The organism is Alkalicoccus daliensis (genome assembly GCF_900103955.1).
GTDB classification, from domain to species: domain Bacteria; phylum Bacillota; class Bacilli; order Bacillales; family Salisediminibacteriaceae; genus Alkalicoccus; species Alkalicoccus daliensis.
The window spans coordinates 58000-82732 of record NZ_FNIL01000004.1; the positions used below are offsets into that span (position 1 = coordinate 58000).

The 24733-nt window shown below is 43.0% G+C and carries 19 protein-coding genes and 1 rRNA gene; 8 read left to right on the plus strand and 12 right to left on the minus strand.

Features of this window, described 5'->3' with window-relative positions:
- Positions 1-86: 86 nt before the first annotated feature.
- The 5 genes from rrf to BLP92_RS08395 form a co-directional block, all read right to left on the minus strand.
- Positions 87-203: ribosomal RNA gene (gene rrf / locus BLP92_RS08375) — 5S ribosomal RNA — on the minus strand.
- Positions 204-410: 207 nt separating this feature from the next.
- On the minus strand, positions 411-1091 hold the full coding sequence (locus tag BLP92_RS08380) for a KinB-signaling pathway activation protein (RefSeq protein WP_090842495.1): 681 nt from the start codon (positions 1089-1091) through the stop codon (positions 411-413).
- A gap of 172 nt (positions 1092-1263) precedes the next feature.
- Positions 1264-2313 carry a P-loop NTPase gene (locus BLP92_RS08385; RefSeq protein WP_090842497.1) on the minus strand — a complete coding sequence of 350 codons (1050 nt, stop codon included), beginning with the start codon at positions 2311-2313 and terminating at the stop codon, positions 1264-1266.
- Positions 2314-2473: 160 nt separating this feature from the next.
- Positions 2474-2989: a signal peptidase I gene (gene lepB / locus BLP92_RS08390; RefSeq protein ID WP_244516735.1), complete on the minus strand. Its 516-nt coding sequence runs from the start codon at positions 2987-2989 to the stop codon at positions 2474-2476.
- 683 nt (positions 2990-3672) lie between these two features.
- Positions 3673-4548 (minus strand): FAD binding domain-containing protein, encoded by an 876-nt coding sequence (locus tag BLP92_RS08395; protein WP_090842498.1) that lies wholly within the window; start codon positions 4546-4548, stop codon positions 3673-3675.
- Positions 4549-4922: 374 nt separating this feature from the next.
- Between BLP92_RS08395 and BLP92_RS18005 the strand changes: the two genes are divergently transcribed.
- The 3 genes from BLP92_RS18005 (at position 4923) to BLP92_RS08405 (ending at position 10047) form a co-directional block, all read left to right on the plus strand.
- Complete coding sequence (locus tag BLP92_RS18005) at positions 4923-5090, plus strand: YuzK family famiily protein (protein ID WP_175444222.1); 168 nt, start codon at positions 4923-4925, stop codon at positions 5088-5090.
- Positions 5091-5736: 646 nt separating this feature from the next.
- A complete protein-coding gene (locus tag BLP92_RS08400) occupies positions 5737-7149 on the plus strand; it encodes a mechanosensitive ion channel (RefSeq protein WP_090842500.1) in 1413 nt (470 codons plus the stop codon).
- Positions 7150-7653: 504 nt separating this feature from the next.
- Positions 7654-10047 carry a S8 family serine peptidase gene (locus BLP92_RS08405; protein ID WP_090842502.1) on the plus strand — a complete coding sequence of 798 codons (2394 nt, stop codon included), beginning with the start codon at positions 7654-7656 and terminating at the stop codon, positions 10045-10047.
- Positions 10048-10145: 98 nt separating this feature from the next.
- Here the strand turns inward: BLP92_RS08405 and pruA are convergent, their stop codons facing one another.
- From pruA to BLP92_RS08440, 7 genes are all read right to left on the minus strand, one after another.
- The gene (gene pruA / locus BLP92_RS08410; protein WP_090842504.1) at positions 10146-11693 is read right to left on the minus strand and encodes an L-glutamate gamma-semialdehyde dehydrogenase; all 1548 of its coding nucleotides are present in this window, start codon (positions 11691-11693) and stop codon (positions 10146-10148) included.
- Positions 11694-11720: 27 nt separating this feature from the next.
- Positions 11721-12923, minus strand: coding sequence for an ornithine--oxo-acid transaminase (locus BLP92_RS08415; protein ID WP_090842506.1), 1203 nt, complete (start codon positions 12921-12923; stop codon positions 11721-11723).
- Between the two features lie 190 nt (positions 12924-13113).
- Entirely contained in the window at positions 13114-14496 is a 1383-nt protein-coding gene (locus BLP92_RS08420) for a sigma-54 interaction domain-containing protein (protein WP_090842508.1), read from the minus strand.
- A gap of 167 nt (positions 14497-14663) precedes the next feature.
- Positions 14664-15785, minus strand: coding sequence for an NADH-dependent flavin oxidoreductase (locus BLP92_RS08425; protein ID WP_090842509.1), 1122 nt, complete (start codon positions 15783-15785; stop codon positions 14664-14666).
- Between the two features lie 593 nt (positions 15786-16378).
- Entirely contained in the window at positions 16379-17104 is a 726-nt protein-coding gene (gene nagB / locus BLP92_RS08430; RefSeq protein ID WP_090842510.1) for a glucosamine-6-phosphate deaminase, read from the minus strand.
- Entirely contained in the window at positions 17101-18258 is a 1158-nt protein-coding gene (gene nagA / locus BLP92_RS08435; protein ID WP_090842511.1) for an N-acetylglucosamine-6-phosphate deacetylase, read from the minus strand. The genes nagB and nagA overlap by 4 nt, the downstream gene beginning before the upstream one ends.
- A 60-nt stretch (positions 18259-18318) precedes the next feature.
- A complete protein-coding gene (locus BLP92_RS08440) occupies positions 18319-19050 on the minus strand; it encodes a GntR family transcriptional regulator (protein ID WP_090842512.1) in 732 nt (243 codons plus the stop codon).
- 312 nt (positions 19051-19362) lie between these two features.
- Between BLP92_RS08440 and BLP92_RS08445 the strand changes: the two genes are divergently transcribed.
- The 5 genes from BLP92_RS08445 (at position 19363) to BLP92_RS08465 (ending at position 24682) form a co-directional block, all read left to right on the plus strand.
- The gene (locus tag BLP92_RS08445) at positions 19363-19539 is read left to right on the plus strand and encodes a CsbD family protein (protein ID WP_090842513.1); all 177 of its coding nucleotides are present in this window, start codon (positions 19363-19365) and stop codon (positions 19537-19539) included.
- A gap of 154 nt (positions 19540-19693) precedes the next feature.
- The gene (locus BLP92_RS08450) at positions 19694-20668 is read left to right on the plus strand and encodes a quinone oxidoreductase family protein (protein ID WP_090842514.1); all 975 of its coding nucleotides are present in this window, start codon (positions 19694-19696) and stop codon (positions 20666-20668) included.
- A gap of 205 nt (positions 20669-20873) precedes the next feature.
- On the plus strand, positions 20874-21668 hold the full coding sequence (locus BLP92_RS08455; protein WP_090842515.1) for a TetR/AcrR family transcriptional regulator: 795 nt from the start codon (positions 20874-20876) through the stop codon (positions 21666-21668).
- On the plus strand, positions 21665-23122 hold the full coding sequence (locus BLP92_RS08460) for an MDR family MFS transporter (RefSeq protein ID WP_090842516.1): 1458 nt from the start codon (positions 21665-21667) through the stop codon (positions 23120-23122). Before BLP92_RS08455 ends, BLP92_RS08460 begins: the two co-directional genes overlap by 4 nt.
- Before the next feature lie 573 nt (positions 23123-23695).
- Positions 23696-24682, plus strand: a complete 987-nt coding sequence (locus BLP92_RS08465) for a 3'-5' exoribonuclease YhaM family protein (RefSeq protein WP_090842517.1) — start codon at positions 23696-23698, stop codon at positions 24680-24682.
- Positions 24683-24733 lie beyond the last annotated feature (51 nt).

A 24733-nucleotide genomic window follows, 5' to 3' on the forward strand; every position in this document is an offset into this window, starting at 1 on the left:
GATTCAGAAAGCGATCACCTTCGCATTTCTGCGTCAGCTGCCGTCTTTCTCTCCGGTCAACTTAAAAAAGGATAAATAAAAAAAGTACCTAGCGACGTCCTACTTTCGCAGGGGGAGAGCCCCCAACTATCATTGGCGCTGGTGAGCTTAACTTCCGTGTTCGGCATGGGAACGGGTGTGACCTCACCGCTATCGTCACTAGGTTATTTGGTTCTGTCTTGTTAGGACATTTTGTATATTACTATACATTATGGTTACTTGGCAAGGGGTTCAGCGAATTTTTTCAAAAAAATTTTTTGAACGGATAAATTTCTCCCTTATCTTCTCCCAGCAATTCCATTATTGTATTTTAAAGATGCGCTGATCCAAATAAAAAAGTCCTGAAATACATTTGTTTTCAGGACTTTTTTTCACCTGGCTTTTTTTCTGCTTTTTGTTTCCTGCGTTTTACGCGTTATCTGCTTGTTTCTCTCTTGATCCTGCAGCACTGTCGGCTGGCGTCCATTCGGCTGTGCGTGCAGTCGGTGGAGTACTAGTATCTGCCATGTGTTCGCTACAAGAAGCGGTACGATTGCATTGATTAAAAATGTAAAATCATTTTCGCTTAAAGCTGGAACCCATTCAATCGTAGTTACTACAACCATAAAAAACAGCGTAGGAACGAAAGCAGTGAAGTTTGTGTCCTTTGACTTAATGTAGGCCACAATCAGGCCATAGGTCAGCAGCAGCAGCGGCATCCATGCGTAACCAAGCATGGACTCTCCTTCTTCTGCAAACAGAAGATGACGGAAAAACATAAGATCAAATAAAGCGAATGCAATAATAACGACCTGCACTTTATTCCATAAAGATGCCGTTTTGAAAATCCCCAGCCCGAAACGATGGATAGTTAAATACGCAAAAAAGCCCATTTGAGCAATAACTGTCCATATTCCAGCTGTTATTGCTATCATCGCAATACCACCAAAACGCAGGTTGCTGATATCATTTATATGTGTCTGAAAATCAAGAATAAATCCTATGAGAAATCCAAAGGTTGTTCCGATTAACAGCGTGGAATTAAATAAAAATACTACTTTTCTTGTATTCACGCTTGCTCCTCCTATCACGGATGTATCCAGCGTCTATTGTAGCAGAAGCACCCCATTCTATCTACTGTTTTCACTGCCTTGTCACATCTCCATTTGATCCATTGCTTCTCCAGGCTTCATTTTAAAAAGCTGCCCTGACAGTGTTATTGATTGTCAGAGCAGCTTCTTCATCTTATTTGCCTGTTTTGTTAATTACCTGTGCAGCGAGTTCCTTGTATAGCTGTCCAATTTGATGCGTCTCATCATAAATAGAAGGCGCAAACACTTCTTCATTATGATCCGGCTGACCAAGCGGCACCTGTGCCAGAACGCTTGTCTTCAATTCTTCGGCAAGCTTGTCGCCGCCGCCCTGGCCAAATACATATTCCTTTTCACCAGTTACCTTACTTTCAAAGTAAGCCATATTTTCTACTACTCCAAGAATTTCATGCTCTGTTTTTATCGCCATTGCACCTGCACGCGCTGCAACAAAGGCTGCTGTAGCGTGCGGCGTAGTAACGATAATTTCTTTCGACTGTGGAAGCATAGAATGGATATCAAGAGCCACATCCCCTGTACCCGGCGGAAGATCCAGAATGAGAAAATCTAAATCGTCCCACTCTACCTCGTTGAAAAAGTTATTGAGCATTTTCCCGAGCATCGGACCGCGCCAGATAATCGGTGAATTATCTTCTACGAAAAAGCCCATAGAAATCACTTGTACACCAAAACGGTCTACCGGGTGAATTCTTTCTCCGACTACTTTAGGACGCTCTTCAATTCCCATCATATCCGGAACACTGAAGCCGTAAATATCTGCATCAATAATACCAACTTTTTTCCCCTGACGAGCAAGGGAAACCGCTAAGTTTACAGAAACTGTGGATTTACCTACTCCCCCTTTACCACTTGTAACAGAAATAAAGGTGGTTTTATCTGTGCTGTCCAGCAGTGACTTGCTTTCTTCTTCGCCTGCTGATCCGTATTGTGCAATTACTTCGTCCGGCAGCTTTTCAAAACGCAGGCCTACAGACTCAGCCCCAGCTTCTTTTAAAGCGGTTACTACTTCCTGCTGCAGCTGCATTTGTTCTGCCGTTCCCGGCTGAGCAATTGCAAGTTTCAGACTTAACAGCTTTTCTTTTACTTTAATTTCTTTAATTGCATCAAGTTCAGTCAATGATGTATGCAAATGAGGATCCTGGACGCCCTCCAACACTTTACGTACCTGTTCTTCTGTGATCATGCGGACACCTTCCTTTATCGTGTGAGTTCGTTTACACCACTTGATATTATAACATATTCACTACTTCAATTAATCCTGTAAGACCTATACATTTACAGAAAACCTTCCACAGCCGCAAAAGAAAACCGCCAGCTGAATGATTCAAGCCGGCGGTTCTTAATTAATTCGTTATTTGTGCATTAGAGAAAGGGTAGAATACAACTGCAGAACGGCCGACAATATCCTCTTCCTGAATATGGCCAAGACCATTCCGGCTGTCCAGACTGTTATTTCTATTATCTCCCATTACAAAGTACTCGTCTTCCGGGAGCGTTACTTCTTCGATCGATTCTTCATACTGAGTCAAATCTTCGAGGTATTCCTCTTCAATTTCTTCTCCTTCTACATAAAGAGAACCTTCCTGCATTTCCAAAGTTTCTCCGGGTAAGGCAATTACTCTTTTAATATAATGGCGGTTATTTTCGCCTTCAATAATTATTACATCTCCCCGCTCGAATTCCCCGAGCCAGGTTGTAGTTTTGTTTACTAAAATTCGATCGCGATCATATAGAGATGGCTCCATCGAGGCTCCCTCTACTACATACGGCGCAATAAAAAATGAGCGCACCAGCAAAGCGACAGCTACCGCTACAATAATCGGCATCAGCCAGGAACCTTTTTTCTTTTCTTCAGCCACTTCGGCATCCTCCTTTGTTCATTTAGAACAAATAAATTTTACTACGTCATCATAGCATATTTTCTTTTGAAAGGCATAGGGAAAACCTCACACATGCAAATATTGACACTGCCTTCTTCTAGTTCTTTTCACAGAAGAAATCGGCCGCTTAAAACTTATTCTGCCGTATCATCGAAAATCCAGACGCAGGACAGCGTACAGATCAGGAAACGCTCCTGGAGCCGTCGCTGTCTGTTACTTCATTAAGTTATGTATTAAATCAACCTGCCCCATTTAATTGCAAATTCCTGATGATTAAAAAAAGAGCCTCCCTGCAAAATTAACCACTGCAGCAAGACTCTCCAGATATAGAAATATTTAAAATAAGTTCATGATGTCGGATTAAAGAAGGCTGATAATTAAGCTAATAACCACGAGCGCGCCAATAACCATAAGTATAGTACGTAACATAGTAGAATTCCTCCTTATAAGTAATTGTGTTTCTATACCACTTATAATTAAAGAATAAACCTGGCTGCATTAAAATTTATATTTGCTTTTTGAAAAAATTTCTACTTTTTATTTAGTTCCTGTGTCCTCTTCGTATAATATGTTTTTACAGCCTGGAATCTATTTACTCAACAATAATTTAATGACCTCTTCAGAATTTTTTCTGAAGAGGTCATTAATCAATTAATGCTTATTTACGTTTCATCCGCAGCAATTCGGGTCCCTGTCCTCTTAAACCATTGGCTTACAATTAGATTCGCAGCCGCTCTTTTTTTATATGTGGAGGAAGCAAACACGTCATCGGGAGGTTGAAACTCCGATTTGATTTTTTGATGGATCATTGCCGGGAATAAACTTCTTGTGGAAGCTTCCAAAAATAATTGTTCAGTTTCCTTCAGCCTCTTTGATACGGCATTGCCTCCGCCCGCCGCGATTCTTGCTTCAGTTACATCTCCGCTGCTGTTCATTCCTACATATCCGGAGACTGTTACTTGAGAAGGGATAAAGGTTTCTCTTCTCCCTGTTTTCATATAAAACTGCAGCGTATCATGCATAGTTATCAGCAATGGAATTTTTATTTGAACAAGAATTCTTGTTTCTTTATTTCTGCTCTCCAGCCACTCGTCCAGTGGTTCTGTGCAATACCCCAATCCGTCATACCAGCAGAGCTTCGCTTCGTAAATTAGCAGAACAGGCAGCGTATCCCCAAGTTTTGTTAAAATGTTTCCGCCCAAGGTTGCCTGATTTCTCACAGAAGGAGCTGCAATCCTTGCACAAGCCTGCGCCAGCAGAGGAAGTTCTTTACGCACTGTTACATTTTTCATTAATAAAGACAAACGTGCCAAGGAGCTGATGACAACTTCATTTTCACGAAGTTCAATTCCGGTTTTTAATTCAGCTATTTCATCCAGCGAAATTAACTGCGGCGGCTCTTCAGCCACAGCAGCTTCCCACTGCGTCCGCAGCCAAGTTCCACCTGCGACAAAACAACATTCTTCCTTGAATTTGTTTGAAAGCATCCATGCTTCCGGGACAGTTGCCGGCTTCCATACATGTTTTGTCTTTATCATCGCGTGAATCCTCCTTTTTATTTTTACAGTAAATGAATATAAACTTATGTAGGAAATAATATACAATGAAATAGTCAGAATTAATATATTTTTGTAAGTAAATCTTACTTACTTTTTATCTGTTTATTAATTCTATTCTCAGTAAGTGTAGTTTGGGGCAGGTTTTATACGCTGCTGCGCTCACAGCTAACTTTTCCTCTTTTTGCAAGGTCTTCTGCCCTATCATTTCCTTCTTTTTCCTTAGAAGCTTTTCACAAAAAGTTAACAAACGCTAATCCCATTTACTTATTTTGCCGGCGGAAGGTTTTAGGTTGCTCTTGTCAGGAAATATTACCTTCAATACAGTAAATAAGCTTTTGAAGGGAGGCGCTATTTTGGATACCACGGAAATTATTGAGAAATCCATGCATGAAAACCATGGATACACAGTAAAAGAGTATACGAACGATATTGATAAAATTATAAAAGTAGAACAAAAACGCAATAAAAGTTATGAGCAATCAAAACAAATTGCGAATGAATTCAGTCCGAAGATGGGTTAAATTCTTTCCTGCAGTGCAGGAAATGGTTTACGCATCCAGGCTGTTAATCATACATCTATATTTCTTTAAAGCTCTGTTCTTCCTAATATCAGGAAGAGCAGGGCTTTTTGGCTTTTTAATATTAGCTTTCTTCACGTTCAGAGATGACAGGAAAAAACTTCGCTGTCGCCGGCAGGCTAAAAGCGAAGGTATTAATTTTCTGTAAAATCACCCTGATGAAATTGATTCTGTTATAAAAATTTCGTTAGGGCTTCCTCTCTCCTTCAACATCTCTTCTAAATATTCGTTATTACAGTCCTCACCTTCATATCGAGATTAATTTATTATTTTACTTTGTTGGAAAATACCGTTTTGCGCGCTACAGCGGGAAGTCTCCCTGCCAGTAAACCGAACCGCAGCGAAATTTTATTGTAGTTATAATAACCTTTTAAAGCCATGAAAATAAATAAAGATTTTTACAGTTGCTGCTCCTGGAAGATGCAGCGCTGGTACTGTCCTTAATACAGGGAATTGATCGATTACAGCCCTCACAGTTCTTTAATTATTTTTCCACTGCATAAGAATGCATTTTTTTGAAATATATATGTTTTATCGAACGTCTTAGAAGGTATGGACTAGTATCTTATAGAATGAGGAGGTACGTTAAATGAATGATGTAGGTAATGAGTTTCAAAGTCTACTCGGAAATTTGATTAGCGGACTTGGCAACGTCGTCGTAGCTTTACTTCTCTTACTGCTTGCCTGGGTAATTGCAGTAGTGGCGAAAAAAGCTATCAGTAAGGGGCTTATCAAAGCCGGAGCTGATAAAGGGCTCGCAAAAACACCACTTGTGCAGAGTGAGGAACAGGGAGCGAACATTTTAAAGTCTATTGCAAATGTAGTTTATTTCTTAGTGTTCCTTTTATTCCTTCCAAGTATTCTTGACGCGTTAAACATGGAAGCAGTTTCCGGACCTATTACAAACATGATGGAAACGTTCCTGGCATTCCTGCCGAACATTTTTGCTGCAGCTATTATTCTTATTGTAGGTTATTTTGTAGCACGATTAGTAAAGGATCTTATATTTAATCTGTTAGAAAGTCTTAAACTGGATCACTGGTTTAATAAATTTACAAATGCAGATGGAAAAGAAAGTGCAAAAGGTTCCAGCCTGAAGCTTTCTTCTATCCTTGCGAATATTGTCTTTATCTTAATTTTAATCCCAGTTATTACAGTGGCGCTGGAAGCATTGAACATAGAAATGATTTCGGAACCGATTAATAACGTATTCAATATGATTCTCAGCATGATTCCAAACGTATTTGTAGCGATTGCGCTCGTACTGATCGGGTACTATATTGCAAAATTTATTGGCGATCTGCTTACAAGCCTGCTTGCCCGCACAGGAGTAAATCAGGTATTCAGCTTTTTCCAAATTGATGGACCGAAGAATAATTCTCTTCAGCCGTCCAACATACTTGGACAGACAGTAAAAGTATTAATTATTTTATTCTTTACTGTAGAAGCGTTAAGCGTTCTTCAGCTTTCTGTCTTAAATAATATTGGGGAAGCAATACTCGCGTTCCTTCCATTACTGATAAGTGCGTTAATTATTTTACTGCTTGGACTGTTTGGTGGACACTACCTTGGTTCTCTGGTCAGAAAATATGCAGACAGTGGATTTTATGCCGGACTTGTGAAATATACAGTAATCGTTTTTGCAGCATTCATGGCGTTTGATCAGCTTGAATTTGCTTCTTCGATCGTTAACAGTGCCTTCCTTCTTATTCTTGGGGCACTTGCTGTGGCATTCGCGATTGCCTTTGGTGTTGGCGGCCGTGAATTTGCAAAAGTAAAACTTCAGGAATTAGATAGTAAAATGAAGAAAGAAAGCAAAAAACCCGGCGATCCAAATGCCGTCCCTGAAGCTCCGAGTAAAAGCTCTGAACAGCCTTCCAACCCTACCGAGCCTGGAAAAGCTGATTCAACTCTCAGTGACTCCGGTATTCCGAGCGAAGACGAACGCGGTCCGGAATTCCCTGGACAAGATCCTAGCGATCCTACACCACCGCGTGAATAACACTTATTAAATATTTATAAATAGACACAACCACTGTCTCACTGGCAGTGGTTGTTTTTGTTTTCATTTTATAAAAATGCGCAGATGAATACGTGATTTACTTCGAAACTAAAAATATTTTTCCTCTGAGGACAGAGATGTCATGACTTTTGAATCGTGTAAATATACCTTACAGAAATTAGATTTTCCACTTGATGAGGACTTATATTTTATACTTATATATTACGCAACTCTAAGTATTTAAAAGATTCACTCGAGATTTTCAGCTTTCCTATTGTGAATATTACACTGCAGCATACATGTGACTTTCTTCTATTTTGCTTCTTAACCGGCGTTTCCGTGCTTAAATCAGGAGTATTTTCTTATTTCTGAAAATTCAATAGATTTATTTTGATAGAATATGTAAAATTCTAAATATTGAAAGTAAAATTTTCCAAAGGAGGATGGAGGTTACTATGTTTGCATAATTCATTTCAAATACATAATAAAGGGGAGAACCATGATATGAGAAGCAAAATTCGTTCTATGCTTGTATTTACTTTAATTCTGCTGCTTTCATTATCCGGCTTCAGCGGTATCGGTTTAGCTGAAAGTGCTGACAGTTCCGCCACTGCACATCTTGATATTGATCAATCCTCCGAAAAATCCGTTACAGTAATTGTTGAGTTAGAGGAAGTCTCTGTATTAGAAGCAAAGCAGCAAGGACAAAACCAATCCAAACAACAGCTCGAGAGTGAGCGGGAAAGAGTAATTGCTGCAGTAGAACAAGCTGCTGCTTCCAGTGAAGTAAATCAGGAATATGACCACGTATTCTCTGGATTTTCATTGGAAGTACAGCAAAATGAACTTCCAGCGGTGCTGGATGTTGAAGGGATTAAAGCAGTTTATCCCAACGAAACATATGAAGCTGAAAATCAGGCAGAGCTTTTAGACCCTGAATCTTTCAGTCCTGCAATGATGGACAGTGCGCCATTTATCGGTGCAGATGAAGCATGGGAAAGCGGATATACAGGAGAAGGGATTACCGTAGCTGTCCTTGATACTGGTGTTGACTATACGCATCCTGACCTTGCACATGCTTTTAGAGATTATAAGGGATGGGACTTCGTTGATAACGACAACGACCCGCAGGAAACTCCTGTAGGTGACCCGCGCGGCGGCTCTACGAACCATGGGACGCATGTGGCTGGTACTATTGCTGCAAATGGCCAGATTAAAGGGGTAGCTCCTGATGCTTCCCTTCTTGCTTACCGTGTACTTGGTCCAGGCGGCAGCGGAACTACGCAGAATGTAATCGCAGGGATTGAACGTGCCGTAGAAGACGGTGCAGATATTATGAATCTTTCTTTGGGTAATACAACGAATAATCCTGATTTCGCGACGAGCATCGCGCTTGATAATGCGATGGCAGATGGCGTCGTAGCAGTTTCTTCCAACGGAAACAGTGGTCCTGATAACTGGACAGTTGGTTCCCCGGGTACATCACGGGAGGCAATTTCTGTAGGAGCTACACAGCTTCCTTATGATTTATACAATGCAGACATTTTCACTTCTGAAGGTGTAAGCTATCCTTCTGCCAAGGTAATGGGCTTCCCTGATGCAGAAGATCTTCTTGCTTTAAATGAAGGAGAGTTTGAATTTGCGCATGCAGGACTTGGTGCTCCTGCTGATTTTGAAGGAACAGATTTCGAAGGGAAAATTGCACTTATCAGCCGTGGTGAATTTGCCTTTGCAGACAAAGCAGTAAATGCTGCTGCAGCTGGGGCTGTTGGCGTAGTAATGTACAATAACGTTGCTGGTGAAATCCCTGAAATTCCAGGAATGGCACTTCCAACGATTAGAACGACACAGGCTGACGGTGCAGTATTGCTTTCAGAACTGGAAGCTGGCAACAATACTATTTCTTTTAACATTGAATTTGACCGTGCTGTCGGTGAAACTATGGCAAGCTTTTCTTCCCGTGGTCCAGCAATGGACACGTGGATGATCAAGCCGGATGTTTCCGCGCCTGGTGTATCTATTGTGAGTACAATTCCGACTCATAATGCGGCCGCTCCGCATGGTTACGCATCCAATTCTGGAACAAGCATGTCGGCACCTCACGTAGCTGGTGCTGCAGCTCTGATTCTGGAAGCAAATCCTGACTGGAGCGTAGACTTTGTAAAAGCAGCATTAATGAATACAGCAGAAAATCTATACGATGCCGATGGCAATTTATATCCGCATAACTCACAGGGCACAGGCAGTATTCGTGTGCTTGATGCAATCAATGCAGAAGTGCTTGTAACACCAGGCAGCCATTCTTTCGGGATTTTCGAGAAAGATAACGGCCGGGAAGTAGAACGCCAATCGTTTACAGTGAACAATCTTTCCAATGAAAGAAAGCGTTATTCCATTGAATTCACTGGTCACCAAGGTATCAAAGTACAGACGAGCAACAACCTTCAAGTACAGCCAGGGAAAACGCAGAAGCTTAACTTCGGTGTACAGGTTGACACGAGCAATCTCGAGCCAGGGTACTACGAAGGTACTTTCCTTTTGAGCGATGGTGCACAGACAATTGAAGTCCCTACGATTCTTTTCGTACAGCAGCCGGATTACCCGCTTCTTAATTCTTTATCATTAGGATTAGCAGGTGGAAATCTAGTCGGCACGGTGCAGGTTCCTGGAGGTGCAGATACTTTTAATCTGCGCATTCGTGATGCAGCAACTGGGGAACTTTTAACTGAAACTGCCTTTGCCGAAAATCTGTCACCCGGCATGCACAGCTTCAGCTGGGATATGACAATTGATGGCGCTCCGCTTACTCCCCGCGGCTATCAGATTAATGCTTATGCGACATCTGGAGACACTGAGTTCGAACTGCCAGGCGGAGTTTTAACAATAACTCCTGAATAAAATAAAAGGCATTCCCGTTATGAAAATGGGAATGCCTTTTATTATGCTCTTACTTCATAAAAAATGCCCGGCGGAAATCCACCGGGCAAAAGTATTGATTAAAGCATCTGACTAATAGACTTTGGAAGCATATACTGCAGCAGATAATCAGGTCCGCCTGCTTTCGAGTCTGTACCAGAAAGCTTGAAACCGCCGAATGGGTGGTATCCAACAATCGCTCCTGTACAGTTACGGTTGAAGTAGAGGTTACCAACATGGAAGTTTTTCTTCGCATATTCCAGGTTCTCTACGTTATTGGAAATAACCGCTCCAGTGAGACCGTATTCTGTGTTGTTCGCAATATCAATTGCTTCTTCATAGCTCTTCGATTTGCAAAGAGCCAGTACCGGACCGAAAATTTCCTCTTTCATAATGCGTGCATCCGGCTTAACATCACCGAAGATGGTCGGTTTGATAAAGTAGCCTGTGCTGTCATCAGACTCATCACCAGTAAGAAGCTTGCCTTCTTTTTTACCAACTTTAATATAGCTTGTCACTTTATCATACGCTTTCTGGTTAATTACCGGACCGAGGTAATTATTATAGTTCTCTGTATCTCCGAGCGTCAGTTTTTCTGTTTCTTCAACTACCCGCTTTGAAATTTCATCGTACAGGCTTTCGTGAATGACTGCGCGGGAACCGGCAGAACATTTCTGGCCGGAGAAGTTAAACGCTCCAGTGACAATCGCGCTTACCGCTGTTTCTACATCTGCACCTTCATCAACAACGACCGTATCTTTACCGCCCATTTCTGCAAGAACACGCTTTAAGTGCTGCTGCCCTTCCTGTACTTTTGCTGCTCTTTCAAGAATACGGAGACCCGTAGCTTTAGAACCAGTGAAAGTAATGATAGAAGTATCTTTGTGATCAACAAGGTAGTCACCGATTTCGTGCGGCTCTCCCGGCACAAAGTTCAGTACGCCGTCCGGTACGCCTGCTTCACGCATAATGTCTACGAATTTCGCAGCAATAATCGGCGTTGGCTCTGCCGGCTTCAGCAGTACAGTATTTCCTGTTACAAGCGGTGCTACTGTCGTACCCATCATAATTGCAGCAGAGAAGTTCCATGGCGGAATCGTTACAGCTACCCCCGCTGACATATAAAGATACTGATTGCTCTCTCCATCCCGGCTCTCAATCTGCTTGCCGTCTTTCATTTCGATCATCTGACGGCCGTAGTATTCCAGGAAGTCGATACCTTCTGCTACTTCAATATCTGCCTCCACCCATGGCTTCCCTGCTTCTTTTACTACTGTCGCAGAAAGTTCATGCTTGCGGCGGCGCATAATTGCTGCTGCGCGGAAAAGAAGTTCTGCACGTGCAATATGGCTTGTCTGGCTCCACTTAGGGAACGCTGCTTTTGCTGCTTCAAAAGCTTTATCAATTTCTTTTGGAGTAGCTTTTGATACACTGCCGATCACTTCAGAAGTATCACACGGGTTCGTGCTTACAAGCTTATCCTTTGTAGTGATTTCTTCGCCTCCGATTACAAGCGGATATTCTTTCCCAATATCTTTTTTTACAACCGCTAATGCCTCGAGAAACTCTTTTTGGTTTTCTTCGTTCGTGAAATCTGTAAATGGCTCATGAGAATATACTGTATACATCAAACATCTCTCCTTTTTTTTAATAAATTATTTTGCAAGTGTCGTTTCAATGCGCTCCAGCGCCCAGTCAAGATCTTCTTCTGATATTACAAGCGGCGGCGCAAAGCGAATTACATTTTCGCGCGTTTCTTTGCATAAGAGTCCGGCCTGCTTCAATTCTTCGCAGTAGGATCTTGCCGGCACGGTAAGTTCTACACCGATAAATAAACCTTTTCCTCTTATTTCTTTTATCTTATCATTATCTATTTTCCGCAGACGATCCCGAAAATACTCTCCCAGCCGTCGCGAACGTTCCGCGAGCTTTTCATTTTCCAATACGTCCAGTGCGGCAATTGCGACTGCTGCCCCCAGGGGATTCCCGCCAAACGTAGATCCGTGGGAGCCCGGGTCAAAAACGCCGAGTACTTCTTCATTGGCTGCAACACAGGAGATAGGAAATACCCCACCGCCAAGTGCCTTGCCAAGAATATACATATCCGGCTCTACTTCTTCCCAGTCGCATGCAAACGTCTGGCCGGTTCTGCAGAGTCCTGTTTGAATTTCATCTGCAATAAATAAAACATTATGTTCTTTACATAAAGCCTGCGCTTCCCGCAGGAATCCTTCAGGTGGAATAACGACTCCGCCTTCGCCCTGAATCGGTTCTACGAGAAATGCCGCTGTGTTAGGTGTGATTGCTTCTTTCAATGAATCCAGATCTCCGTAAGGAATCGTCTTAATGCCGGGAAGCATCGGTCCAAAACCTGACGTATCATTCGCTTCTGCAGCGAGAGAAACCGCTGTCATTGTCCTGCCATGAAAATTACCGTGGCATCCAATTATTTCTGCCTGGTCTTTTTCGATCCCTTTTTGATGATAGCCCCAGCGGCGGGCTGCTTTTATTGCAGTCTCTACCGCTTCTGCCCCCGTATTCATGGGAAGTACAAGCTCTTTTCCTGTTAACGCACTTACTTTATCGTAAAATAAGCCGAGCTGGTCGTTATGAAAAGCGCGGGAAGTCAATGTTACTTTGTCCGCCTGATCTTTCAACGCCTGGATAATTTTGGGGTGTCGATGTCCCTGGTTCAGTGCAGAATAAGCACTCAGCATATCGATATAACGATTGCCTTCCGGGTCCTCTACCCACACGCCTTCAGCTTGAGAGATAACAATCGGAAGGGGATGATAATTTCTTGCTCCGTGTTTCTCTGTCTGCTCAATAATTTCTGAAGTACTTGTAGTTGCAGCCATTTCCTCACCCTTTCTTAAAAACTTACTTCCATCCTAAAATATAATGCAAAAACGATGCCAACTGTTTAACAGTGCTGCGAAAGTGTTTTCATTTTAATAAACGCAAAATTTTTTGTCTATCGACAAAATAGTAATGCTAATTTTTTTGCACCTGCAGTTTTTACAATTAATGCTTGCTGCAATGCAGATGTTACTCTCTTATCTTCTGAATACCAAGCTTCTTCATTCGATACTGCAGGCTTTGCCTGCTGATCCCGATCGCAGCTGCTGTTTCCTGCACCCTATAATTGTGTTCCTTTAATACTCTTTGCATAAACGTTTTTTCCTGCTGAAATAAGTAATCCTTTAACAGCGGGGTACTTTCTTCTTCGTGGAAAATCTCATTATGCTCCGGAGGACGCGGACGTTTCCTTTTAAATTGCAGCGGCAGATGTGTAAACTCAATATATTTTTCTTCCGTTATTAAGTTCATTGCCCCTTCAATTACGTGTTCAAGTTCCCGGATGTTCCCCGGCCAGTGATAGGATGCCAGCAATTTCCGGACTTCTGTGCTGATCCCCTCGACTTCCAGCTGAAATAAATCATTGTATTTGGAAATAAAGTATTCTGAAAGAGGGGCAAGATCCTCCATTCTTTCCCGGAGAGGCGGAACAAATAAAGACACGACACTTAACCTGTAATAAAGGTCTTTCCGCAGCCTTCCATTGGTAATCGCATCTACCGGATCTTCATTCATCGTTGCCAGCAGCCGGATATCAATTTTTCTTTCTTTGGTATCCCCGACTCTACGAACAGTTTTTTCCTGAATAACGCGGAGGAGTTTGGATTGCAGATCCGGGCTGAGAGAGTTCATTTCATCCAGCAGGAGCGTGCCTCCTTCCGCCTGCTCAAACAATCCTGGACGGTTTTCTGCTCCTGTAAAAGCACCTTTTGCTGTACCAAACAGGATTCCTTCAATCAAGCTTTCCGGAAGCGCCGCACAATTCTGCGAAACAAACGGACCTGCAGAACGGCTGCTTTCATTATGAATACTTTGCGCAAATAATTCTTTTCCCGTACCTGTTTCTCCAACTATGAGTACAGAAGAATTTGTTCTTGTCGCCCGCTTTGCATGTTCTATGACTTCCTCTAAAGGTTCACTTCTTCCGATAATATCCTGGAATCTGTACCGCCGGGTTCCATTATTCATATTTTCCTGTACGAGACGTTTCAGCCGCGTGATATCTTTCGTCACTTCCAGCGCACCGATGACTTCCCCGTGATGCATCACAGGAAAGGTATTATTCACTGTGGTGATTTCTACCCCTTTATTATTAAAGTATGTTTGCTTTTCGTCGCGGAAATCATACCCTTCGGTCATTGCCCGATGCAGCGTACTCCCCTGTCCTTCATTGAACTTAAAGACCTCTCTGACCGGCTTATGAAGCACTTCCTGCGGATTCATGTTTTCGATGTCGGAAATTTTTTGATTGTATATAACTGTTTTTCCTGAATCATCAATGGCGTGAATTCCAAGATCAATTTCAGCCATCAGTTTTTCGTACATGATTAATCGGCGCTTTTCCTCTTCCATAAAAACCCCCTCTTTAAAATGACAACTTTTTTGTCATCGTAACAAACCCTCAGCAGGATCGCAAAATTATTTTTCTTTCATAAGATTTTTGCACAAAAAAAGATGCTCTCCGAAGAGAACATCTTTTTCAACTGGCAATATTACTCACTGGAGCAGTCACCTATACATTACTTTGCAGCGTGTTCTTTTACCGGGAACCAGCCTGGAGTGTTTACAATAGCATTCCACAGCGGTTCCGGCACTGTGAGCTTTTCTCTGTCATCTACAGAAAGTTCTGTGCGGATTTCATCTTCTCTGCCGTTTTCTGCTTTTTCGACCCACTGCGGCTCTACAATGAGTTCTCTGCCGAGTGCGATCAGCGGAACTCCATTTTCCATCGCCTGTTCCACCTCATCCGGCGTATGAAGAGATCCTACACCAACCACCGGAATTTTTTCTCCGACGGTATCCTGAATCAGCTGGACACGGGAGCGTTTGTCCGTGTTGTCACGCATTGATCCTGCATGGAAATCCTGAACAGATACGTGCAGGTAATCAAGCTCCTGGTCCGCAAGTACCTCTACGAGCTGCAGCGTATCCTCCATCGTGATACCCGGCTCTTCCATTTCTTCCGGAGAAATACGGTATCCTACGAGAAAATCCTGCTCAGCTTCTGCCGCAGCCTCCAGTACTTCGTTAACAACAGCCAGCGGAAAACGCATCCGTTTTTCAAGTGATCCGCCCCATTTATCTTCTCGTCGATTGGAGTGAGGAGAGAAAAACTGTTGAATAAGATACGTATTTGCACCGTGTATCTCCACTCCGTCATACCCTGCTTTAACTGCGCGGCGGGTTGCATCTCCAAAAGCTTTAATAATTTCATCTATTTCTTCAAGTGAAAGTTCCCTCGGAGTGACAGAACCGTCCCGCAGTGCAGCTACTGCACTTGCACTTACCGGTGTTTCATCAGGCAGCAGATGAGGCGGGGCCATTCTTCCGCCATGGAAAATCTGCAGAATTGCTTTTGCACCTTCTCCTTTAATCGTATCAGCGAGTTCGCCAAGGCTTTCTATCAGCTCATCTCTCTCTGCACCGATTTCTCCCGGGAAACCTTTTCCGCCTCGCGTCACGTTTGCGCAGGCAGTGATTACTGCGCCCGCTCCCTGAGAGCGGACACGGTAATATTCTCTTTCTTCCGGAGTAGTTTCTCCATTGTCAGCGGAAGAAAAATTTGTCATTGGAGCGAGCATTACTCTATTTTTTAAGGTTATTCCTTTTTTAAATGTATAGGGCTGTAAAAATGTTCTCATTTTATGTACCTCCAATAATTTTTTATCATACCTTTCTTATTGTAAGTAGTTATTACGCAAAAAACGAATGATGTGCTCAAGAGATTATTTTTTGGAAGTTATTTTGAGAAACGTTTATTGATTTACAAATAAAATACAGTTAGGCAATTAGTTCAGTTCTGGAACAAAATTTCTAAGTAGAAGGAAAAAGTTTCATCTGTTAACTTTACATCTGCTGCTGGTGAGATTTGGTGATTTACTCTCATTGAATGGCGATTTACTCTCGCGGTATGGTGATTTACTCATTTTGAAAAGACTTTACTCCCGCGTTGCCTATTTACTATCACCCTGGACTGCCATTCACATTTTTTAAGTGCCAAATTTCTATTAATTCATTTTTCCAGCACTGGAATTCATTTTTACCGCGCGTACCTGTCGCCCTTCAGTAAACATAGATGTGAAATTTCATAGTATCCGTTGCAGCATAGCATACTGAAGTTGGAATAGGTCAGTGGTACGCTCCCCTTCCTACTGTGCAATCCAAACATTCAGGGCTGCCTGATCTTTTCAGACAGCCCTGAAGGAAACTGGATCATTTCCTGGGAAATATTTAATTATTCCACAAGGGAAAGTGCTTCTTTATCAGCAATAATCGTAATATCCAGGTGCTGCTGCAAAATGGTTCCTGGTATTTTTTCGGTCACTTCCCCTGTAATTACTTCCTTCAGCGCCTCTGCTTTTTCCGCCCCGCTTGCGAGCAGTATAATTTTTCTGCTGCGCATAATTGTAGCGATTCCCATTGTTATCGCTTGTTTTGGCACTTCCTCTTCCGCTTCAAAAAATCTGGCATTTGCATCTATCGTCGATGGCGCTAAATCTACGACACTCGTTTTTCCTTTAAAGGAACTGCCTGGTTCATTAAACCCGATATGCCCATTCTGGCCGAGCCCTAAAATCTGCAGGTCCACTCCAAGTTCCTCTACTAATTTTTCATATCTCTTCGCTTCTTTATCCGGATCTGCGGACATCCCATCCGGCAGAAGCTGCTGTTCCAGCGGGATATCCACATACTGAAAAAAATGTTTTTTCATATAAGCATGATAACTGTTTCTGTGATCTGGAGAAAGTCCGATATATTCATCCAGATTCACTGTGTACAGCCAATCCAGGGAAAGTGAATCCCGCTGTATCTCCTTAATAATCTCCTGATAGAACCCTATAGGTGTCCCACCGGTAGCCAGTCCCAGCACTTGGATTTGTTTTTCTTTTAATTCTCTATAAACCAAATCAGCCGCGCGTTTACTCATATTTTCGTAATTTGCAGCTTTTATAATCTTCATGAAGCACCTCCCTGATACACGACTTCACCTTTCACACTCGTCATCAATACATTGAATGCTTTATCCAGCATAGTAAAATCTGCGTCTTTTCCAATTGCGATACTTCCTTTTATATCCTCTATTTTCAGTACTTCCGCTGCATTAGTACTTGTCATCATGATAGCTTCCTCAATACTGCAGCCGGTAAATTGCATGATATTCCGAAAGGCTTCATTCATTTTCAGGACACTTCCTGCCAGAGTGCCATCTTTCAGAACAGCTTGATTTCCGGTTACCTGTACCTCCTGCCCCCCAAGCTGATAGGATCCGTCTGAAAGTCCTTTTGCCCGCATAGCATCTGTAATCAATGTGATTCTTTCCGCACCAAGCTGCTTATAAGTGTATTCTGCTGCTTCAGGTGACACGTGCACACCATCTGCAATTAACTCCGCTCTTATTTCCTTACTCATATACACTGCGCCTACGACACCCAGATCCCGGTGGTGAAATCCCCGCATTCCGTTGAAAAAATGAGTTGCCTGTGTGACCCCTTGATGGAAAGAAACTGCAGCCTCACTGTAGGAAGCGTCTGTGTGACCCATGGAAACAACTACTCCCTGCCGGCTCAGCGTTTTTATAAACTGATCCTTATCCAGTTCCGGGGCTGTCGTGATAATTTTAATTCTGTTCTGCGCTGCCTGCTGAAACTCCATAAATATTTCACGATCAGGAGGTAAAATAAATGCTTCCGGCTGTGCACCTTTTCGAACTGCATTGATAAACGGACCTTCTAAATGAATGCCAGCTGCTTCCGCTCCGCTGCAGGAAACGGCTGCTGCATTTTTTAAGGCACGAATAGTATCTTCCCTTGACTGCGTAAGGGTCGTCGGCAGATAGGAAGTTGTGCCTTCTGCCGGCAATGCAGCACTGATCTTCTTTATCGCTTCCGGGGTGGCATCCATCACGTCTGCTCCTGCTGCTCCGTGAATGTGCGTATCAATGAAACCCGGGACAATAATGGAGGAAGTTCCATAATCATATACTTCATCCACCTGTTCTCCTTTATAGCTTGTTAAGCTTTCCCATTTTCCGTCTTGATTGATACTCATCACAATATCATTAATTTTTCCTTTTTCTGTGTAAGCCTCTGCTTTCGGAATTCTTATTGTTTTCATTATTTTCCTCCTTTCTTCCTGTCTCAGGCTGCTGATATCCTTATTTTTTGGCTCTTTCCTTCATCGCAGCCGCGGTAGATCTACTGAGAATCTGTATCTGTCCGCTCTGTATCTGGAACGCACGACTTCGAGTGGTGTCCCCTCCTGTAAATACGTATGACGTTCTATCATTAACACCGGTGCGTCTTTATTTACTTTCAGCAACTCCGCTTCCTCGAACGAAATGATGGAAGCTTCCAGCATCTGCGTTGCTTCCCCGATCACTAACCCTGCTTCCTTTTCCAAATAATCATAGAGAGAGCTCTGCACTATATCTCTGTGTAAATCCGGCACAAATCGAGCATTCAGCCAAATGCTTTCTATTGCCATAGGCTGATTGTCAGCAAGTCTTACACGCTCAATTTCATATACATAATCTTCTTCAGTAAGATTTAAAATGTCTCTGATATCTTTCCTTGTGCAAAGTACTTTTTCAAACCGCAGCAGCTTGTTGGACGGAGTCAGCCCCCGCGCTTTCATATCCTCACTAAAACTGGTCAGCCCTCCCAATGTCTGATTAATTTTAGGCGCTGACACAAAGGTTCCAGTTCCTTTTTTTCGATGCAAAATTCCTTCATTCACTAAAGAAGTAATGGCTTGGCGTACTGTCATCCGGCTGATATCGTATCGATCTGAAAACTCCCGCTCTGACGGCAGCATATCTCCCGGTACGTATTCCCCTGCAGCAAGACGTTCTCTGATTAATTCTGCCAGTTGATAATAGATAGGTATGGAAGACTGTTTATTAATCAATATTTCCCCTCCTTAAAGCTGTTTTATATCGTAAGATCTATTCTTAACTGCCTGCTCCCGCTTTATTTTATGGAAAACTAAAATGTATTTTTCTTCTGTCCGAAAAAAAACCGCAGCTGCTTTTCCTGCTGTTAATTATTTATTTATCGGCATTTATTTAATTTTACCACCATATAAGAATAGTTGTCTATACCAGTTAATATAATATATATCTTTAGGTGAATTATCACCTATTGACTCATGTTTAGTCTTAAGGGAATCGGGAAAGTAATTACTACATTCTTTTTTAAACTCTTAAAGGAGGTCTTTTTCATGGCAGAGAATAACGGAACAGAAGATAAGACAAAAGGTAAATTAGATAAAGCTAAAGGTAAAGCAAAAAAAGCATTTGGTGAAGTTACTGATAATCAGGAACAGAAAAGTGAAGGCACCAAAGATAAAGCAAAAGGTTCTGTAAAAGAAGCAAAAGGTGAAATTAAAGATAAATAATTTTTTGACTGTCCTCCGGTCTCTGCCGGGGGGCATTTTTTTATGTATTCTTTTACTTCGCAACCAGGACTTCATCTAAGAAGTTCTGTTCCACTCATGTTAGGATGAAACGGTAAAGGAAAATAAATGTAAATCTGCAGAGGAGGAATAAGGAATGAAAGCAATTCAACTAAGTAAGTTTGGCGGTCCGGAAGTTTTAGAGTATACAGAAATTGAAAAGCCTTCCCCTGGAAAAAATGAAGTACTGATAAAAGTTTCAGGAGCAGGCGTAAATTACGCAGATACCATGCGGCGCCAGGATAAATACGTAATCGATACTCCTCTTCCTTTTATTCCAGGCTCCGAAGTTGTCGGTACTGTGGAAGATGTCGGAAGCAGCGTGACAGACATTGAGCCAGGAAGCCGGGTTGTTGCGCTGATCGGTGAAGGTGCTTATGCAGAGTATGTTACTGCAAATGCACGTACGTTAATTCCTGTGCCGGAAACAATCAGTAATCACGAAGCAGTCGCGCTTCCGCTGCAGGGATTAAGCGCTTATCATATTATTAAATCTATGGGAAGACTCCAGGAAGGCGAAACGATTCTTGTGCATGCAGCCGCTGGAGGAGTCGGGACAATTGCGGTGCAGCTTGCCAGACACTTCGGTGCCGGCAAGATCATTGCCACAGCAAGTACGGAGGTAAAGAGAAACCTTGCTCTCGATATGGGAGCCGATGAAGTCGTAGATTATACACAGGCAGACTGGCCGAAAAAAGTGATGGAGCTTACAGATGGTCACGGCGCAGATGTAGCACTGGAAATGGCAGGAGGCAAAATTTTTGATCAGACACTGGACTGCCTTGCTCCCTTTGGAAGATTGGTCGTCTATGGGGCTGCAAGCGGAGAGCTTCCGAAACTCAGTCCATTCCGTTTAATGGAGAAAAACCAGGCAATTATCGGCTTCTTCCTGCCGCAGATGATGGCTAAACCTGAATTGTTTCAATCAAGCTTAAAGGAAATCATTACCCTTGCTGCAGAAGGCAGGCTCCGGCTGACCGTTGGTGGTGTCTATCCACTGAAAGAAGCCGGGAAGGTACACGAGGATATGGAAAACCGCAGAACAAGCGGAAAAATTGTTTTGGAACCTTAAATCCCCTCTCTTTTAAATCATAATCCTAAAATAACATCTTAAAACGGCAGTGCTTTGATGCGCTGCCGCTTTTTATGTTTTTTAAAACTCCCTTCTTGTGCTTCCAAAAAAGAAGTGATAAGATATTTTTTGACCAATGATTTACTAATCATGACTACATAGTCAAAGGAAGGACTGCTGCTTTATTTCCCGAAAAGAAGCATTGTTGGAACAAGCTGCTGATTTGTTTCAGAAGCAAGGAATGCAAAACACTTCCATAGAAAATATCACCTCGGCCTGCGGGATATCCAAAGGTGCTTTTTATAAATATTTTCATTCAAAAGAAGAAATGGTGCTTGCACTGGTGGAAAAGTATTATGCAGAACTTTTTGCACCTGTCTCTGAGAAAGCCGACCCTTTGAAAAAGCTGGAGCAGCGTATTCAAAAAGAATTTGACCAGGCGGTCGCATACCGCTCTTTTATCTTCGAACTCACATTAGCTTTCCCTCCTGGAAGCAGCAGCTCCGTAGTAGCTTATTTGGAAAAACAGCATGATTCTCTATTCCAGTGGCGGAAAGATGCTCTTCTGGAAGCTTTCGGAGCAAGAGGAGAAGAAATGGCGGAAGATCTGCTTGTCCTGGCTGATGGAATGATTCACGGCTATCTGCGTCTGATGATCTGGAGGAACCAGGAGCTGCCGATCGATATTTTAAGCAGGTTTATTGTAGAAGCCCTGCAGGCAGTCGTAAATAAAGAGGGAAAGATCCGTTCCGTGCTTCCTGCTTTAAAGACACCAGCTGCTTCCCTTTCGCAGCTGCAGAACGAATTAATCAAGTTGCAGCTGCAGAAAAAAGAAGCTTCGGAAACAGCTGCATTGATTCTCGAAGAATGGAAAACAGAAACACCCCGAAGCATTCTGGTAGATGCTTTATTAAAACACCTGGAGGACCAAACAAATCAATCAAATGAAGTTATCGCCCTCCGTATTAAGTGGGCACAATGGAAAGGGGAACAACAATGAGTCACGTAGGTGGACCGGAAGATATTACAAAGAAACAAAAAATCGCTATGATTGGCGCGCTCTTACTCGGCGCTTTCATGGGGATTACGAACGAAACCCTCCTTGCTACTGCACTTCCGACGATTCAGGAAGTGTTTGGAGTAACACAGGGAGAAGTGCAGTGGCTTACCACCGTCTTCTTAATGGTAAATGGTATCATGATTCCCATTTCTGCTTTTTTAATTGAAAGATTTACTACCCGCCGGCTCTTTTTAACTGCCATTATTTTATTCGGGACCGGAACATTGATCGCAGCGCTTTCTCAAAGTTTTACAATGCTGCTGCTCGCACGTGTTGTGCAGGCGTCCGGCTCCGGGATTATGCTCCCTCTCTTAATGACGGTGCTGTTAATTGTGATTCCTGTAGAAAACCGCGGAAGAGCCATGGGACTGCTCGGGATCGTAATTGCTTTTGGCCCTGCAATCGGACCGACGCTTTCGGGCGTGCTGCTTGAATATTTTTCCTGGCGTGCACTTTTTATTGCCGTGCTTCCGTTAGTAGCGCTGACTATTTTTGTGGCAGTACTATTTATGCAGAATGTAACACAGCTGAGCAGACCAAAAATCGATATATTATCCATTGTCATGTCGACCGCCGGCTTCGGCGCTTTTCTTTACGGCTTCGGCGTAGCCTCCAAAGAAGGATTTACCAGCTTAACGGTAATTTCTATGGTGCTGGTAGGCGCTGTCATTATTGGATTATTCGTCCGTAGACAGCTGCGGCTGGAGCGACCTATTCTGGAATTCCGGATTTTTAAATATCCGATTTTTACCCTCTCTATCGGAATTACTCTCGTAGCGATGGTTTCTCTGATTGGTGCAGAAACAATGCTCCCGCTTTTCGTGCAGAATGTATTAGGATTCACTCCTCTTGAGTCCGGCCTGATGCTTCTGCCGGGAGCGATCGTAATTGGAATCATGTCGCCGATTGCCGGAGCTCTTTTTGACAAATACGGCGCAAAAGTACTTGCTATACCAGGCTTAACGATCGTGACAATTACAACTTTTATGTTTACAAACCTGTCACTTGATATGTCATTTGCTTTTTTAACAACAGTTTATGCTGTGAGAATGTTCGGTCTTTCTCTTACATTAATGCCTGTCATGACTTCTGCGCTTAACCAGATACCGAAAAAGTGGTACGCGCATGGGTCCGCGATGGCAAATACACTTCAGCAGATATCTGCTTCCATCGGTACTGCCCTTCTGATTACCTTCGTGGCAATTGGTTCACAGGTGTATGCACCCGGCGAAGGAACAACTGCCGGAACCGCGGCGCTTCTTTCAGAAGTAAACGGCTTCCAGTGGGGCTTCATGGGAAGTACAATTCTTGCTTTTATCGCTCTTGGCTTAAGCCTCTGGCTGAAATCACCCAAGCAGGAAGCAAAAATTATTGAAGAAAAAGCAGGTGCTTAAAGTATCATACGGAAGCCGGCGGAGAAACTTCCGCCGGCTTCTTAGAGTGTTTAAAGGTTTTTTCTATATAATTATACTTTTTTAAACTTTGTCTTCGAAGGTACGCGTTCCGAAGGGAACTCTCTCAGCTAACCTGCCTAGGCGGATCTTCGTTGAAAGTGAAGAAGCAATATGAACGTTCCTATTTTCAAAAAGCTGCCACCGCTGCGGAACGCTGGCGGGGACGCTGAGAGGAGCAAGCGCAGTCTGAGAATCCAAGTGACCTTCTGGGAGGTCACGAAGCACGAGCGGAATCGATCCTGGTTCTTAAAGACAGCATGGCGGTCTCTGCCCTGCTGTCTGCGGATCGATGGAAGCCGTGTGTTACGTCAGAGAAATTAGTCGAAGAGAAGCCCTCAAGCAAGCCTTCGCCGAAAGTGCAGGAGCAATTAAGAACGTTCCTTCCTTAATAAATAATTGTGCTTTCAAGATAGACTATCTCTCTCCTTTCTCAAAAGCATATAATAATAACTGAAAGAAGCTATCATGGCCGTTTGTGCTAAAATTGATATAAAAGGGAGAGGAAGTGTACATATGGCGATTGACGACTTAACTTTTTTAGATCAGCCAAACCAGCAGTTTCAAGGTTTCGGCTTTATACGCAGTGCAAAGCTTGCGCAGACAAAAAAAGGGGACCCTTTTTATAATCTGACGGTGGCAAAAGGAAAAAAGGAAATCCCGACAAAGGTATGGAATGATCAAATAGCAGGCAGGGAAGAAGAAGTGAAAGAAATACTTCAGGAAGGCCGAGTGATTTATTTAGAAGGAGAAACCTCTTCCTATCAGGATCAGCTTCAAATGACTGCCAGAGCTTTCCGGGCTGTGACAGAGGAAGAAGCGAATTTGGCGGACTTCCTAGAAATGGCTCCGGAGCCGATTGAAGACTTACAGGCAGAACTGGAAAGTTATATCTCACAAATTGTAGATCCTCTGCTCGAGGAAATCGTCTCTTCCATTTATACACGCTATAAAAAGCCTTTTTCCAACTACCCTGCAGCAACGCATAATCATCATTCCTTTATCGGCGGCCTGCTTTATCATACAGTTTGTATGATCCGGCTCGGACTGGATGTTTCCGCCCGTTATCCGAGTATTAATAAAGACTTCATCATCGGAGGCATTACGCTGCATGACGCTTCCAAAGTGATAGAATATACGAACCACATCGCACCGCAGTACAGTGTTCCCGGGGAGTTCATCGGGCACGTCTCCATGTCTTCCATGCTCGTAGACCGGGAAGTGCAGAAAATTTTGGCAGGACGCGGGGAGAAGGCCCAGCTCACCAAGCTGGAACAAGAAGCGGTATACCAGCTCCAGCACTGTATTCTCAGCCACCACGGCAGGCTGGAATGGGGCTCTCCTGTCGAACCTAAAACATTGGAAGCACACATTATTCACTTAATTGACATGATCGATTCACGGGTAAATATGATTGAACGAGGACTGGCTGATGCCCCCGAAGGCGCTTTTACAAAAGTTTTCCCCCTCGGTAAATTATATAAGCCAGCTAACGACGAATAGTTTTTCCTGTATAACCTTTGTTTAATTTTCCTTAAAAACAGGAATAGTCTG

Coding starts and splice junctions, on each gene's coding strand:
- BLP92_RS08395 (WP_090842498.1), bottom strand. CDS start 4,548: ATGATAAAGACAAAACATGTATGGAAGCCGGCAACTGTCCCGGAAGCA.
- BLP92_RS08450 (WP_090842514.1), top strand. CDS start 19,694: ATGAAAGCAATTCAACTAAGTAAGTTTGGCGGTCCGGAAGTTTTAGAG.
- BLP92_RS08460 (WP_090842516.1), top strand. CDS start 21,665: ATGAGTCACGTAGGTGGACCGGAAGATATTACAAAGAAACAAAAAATC.
- BLP92_RS08385 (WP_090842497.1), bottom strand. CDS start 2,313: ATGATCACAGAAGAACAGGTACGTAAAGTGTTGGAGGGCGTCCAGGAT.
- BLP92_RS08400 (WP_090842500.1), top strand. CDS start 5,737: ATGAATGATGTAGGTAATGAGTTTCAAAGTCTACTCGGAAATTTGATT.
- BLP92_RS08445 (WP_090842513.1), top strand. CDS start 19,363: ATGGCAGAGAATAACGGAACAGAAGATAAGACAAAAGGTAAATTAGAT.
- BLP92_RS08420 (WP_090842508.1), bottom strand. CDS start 14,496: ATGGAAGAGGAAAAGCGCCGATTAATCATGTACGAAAAACTGATGGCT.
- BLP92_RS08405 (WP_090842502.1), top strand. CDS start 7,654: ATGAGAAGCAAAATTCGTTCTATGCTTGTATTTACTTTAATTCTGCTG.
- pruA (WP_090842504.1), bottom strand. CDS start 11,693: ATGTATACAGTATATTCTCATGAGCCATTTACAGATTTCACGAACGAA.
- BLP92_RS08415 (WP_090842506.1), bottom strand. CDS start 12,923: ATGGCTGCAACTACAAGTACTTCAGAAATTATTGAGCAGACAGAGAAA.
- BLP92_RS08425 (WP_090842509.1), bottom strand. CDS start 15,785: ATGAGAACATTTTTACAGCCCTATACATTTAAAAAAGGAATAACCTTA.
- nagB (WP_090842510.1), bottom strand. CDS start 17,104: ATGAAGATTATAAAAGCTGCAAATTACGAAAATATGAGTAAACGCGCG.
- nagA (WP_090842511.1), bottom strand. CDS start 18,258: ATGAAAACAATAAGAATTCCGAAAGCAGAGGCTTACACAGAAAAAGGA.
- BLP92_RS08465 (WP_090842517.1), top strand. CDS start 23,696: ATGGCGATTGACGACTTAACTTTTTTAGATCAGCCAAACCAGCAGTTT.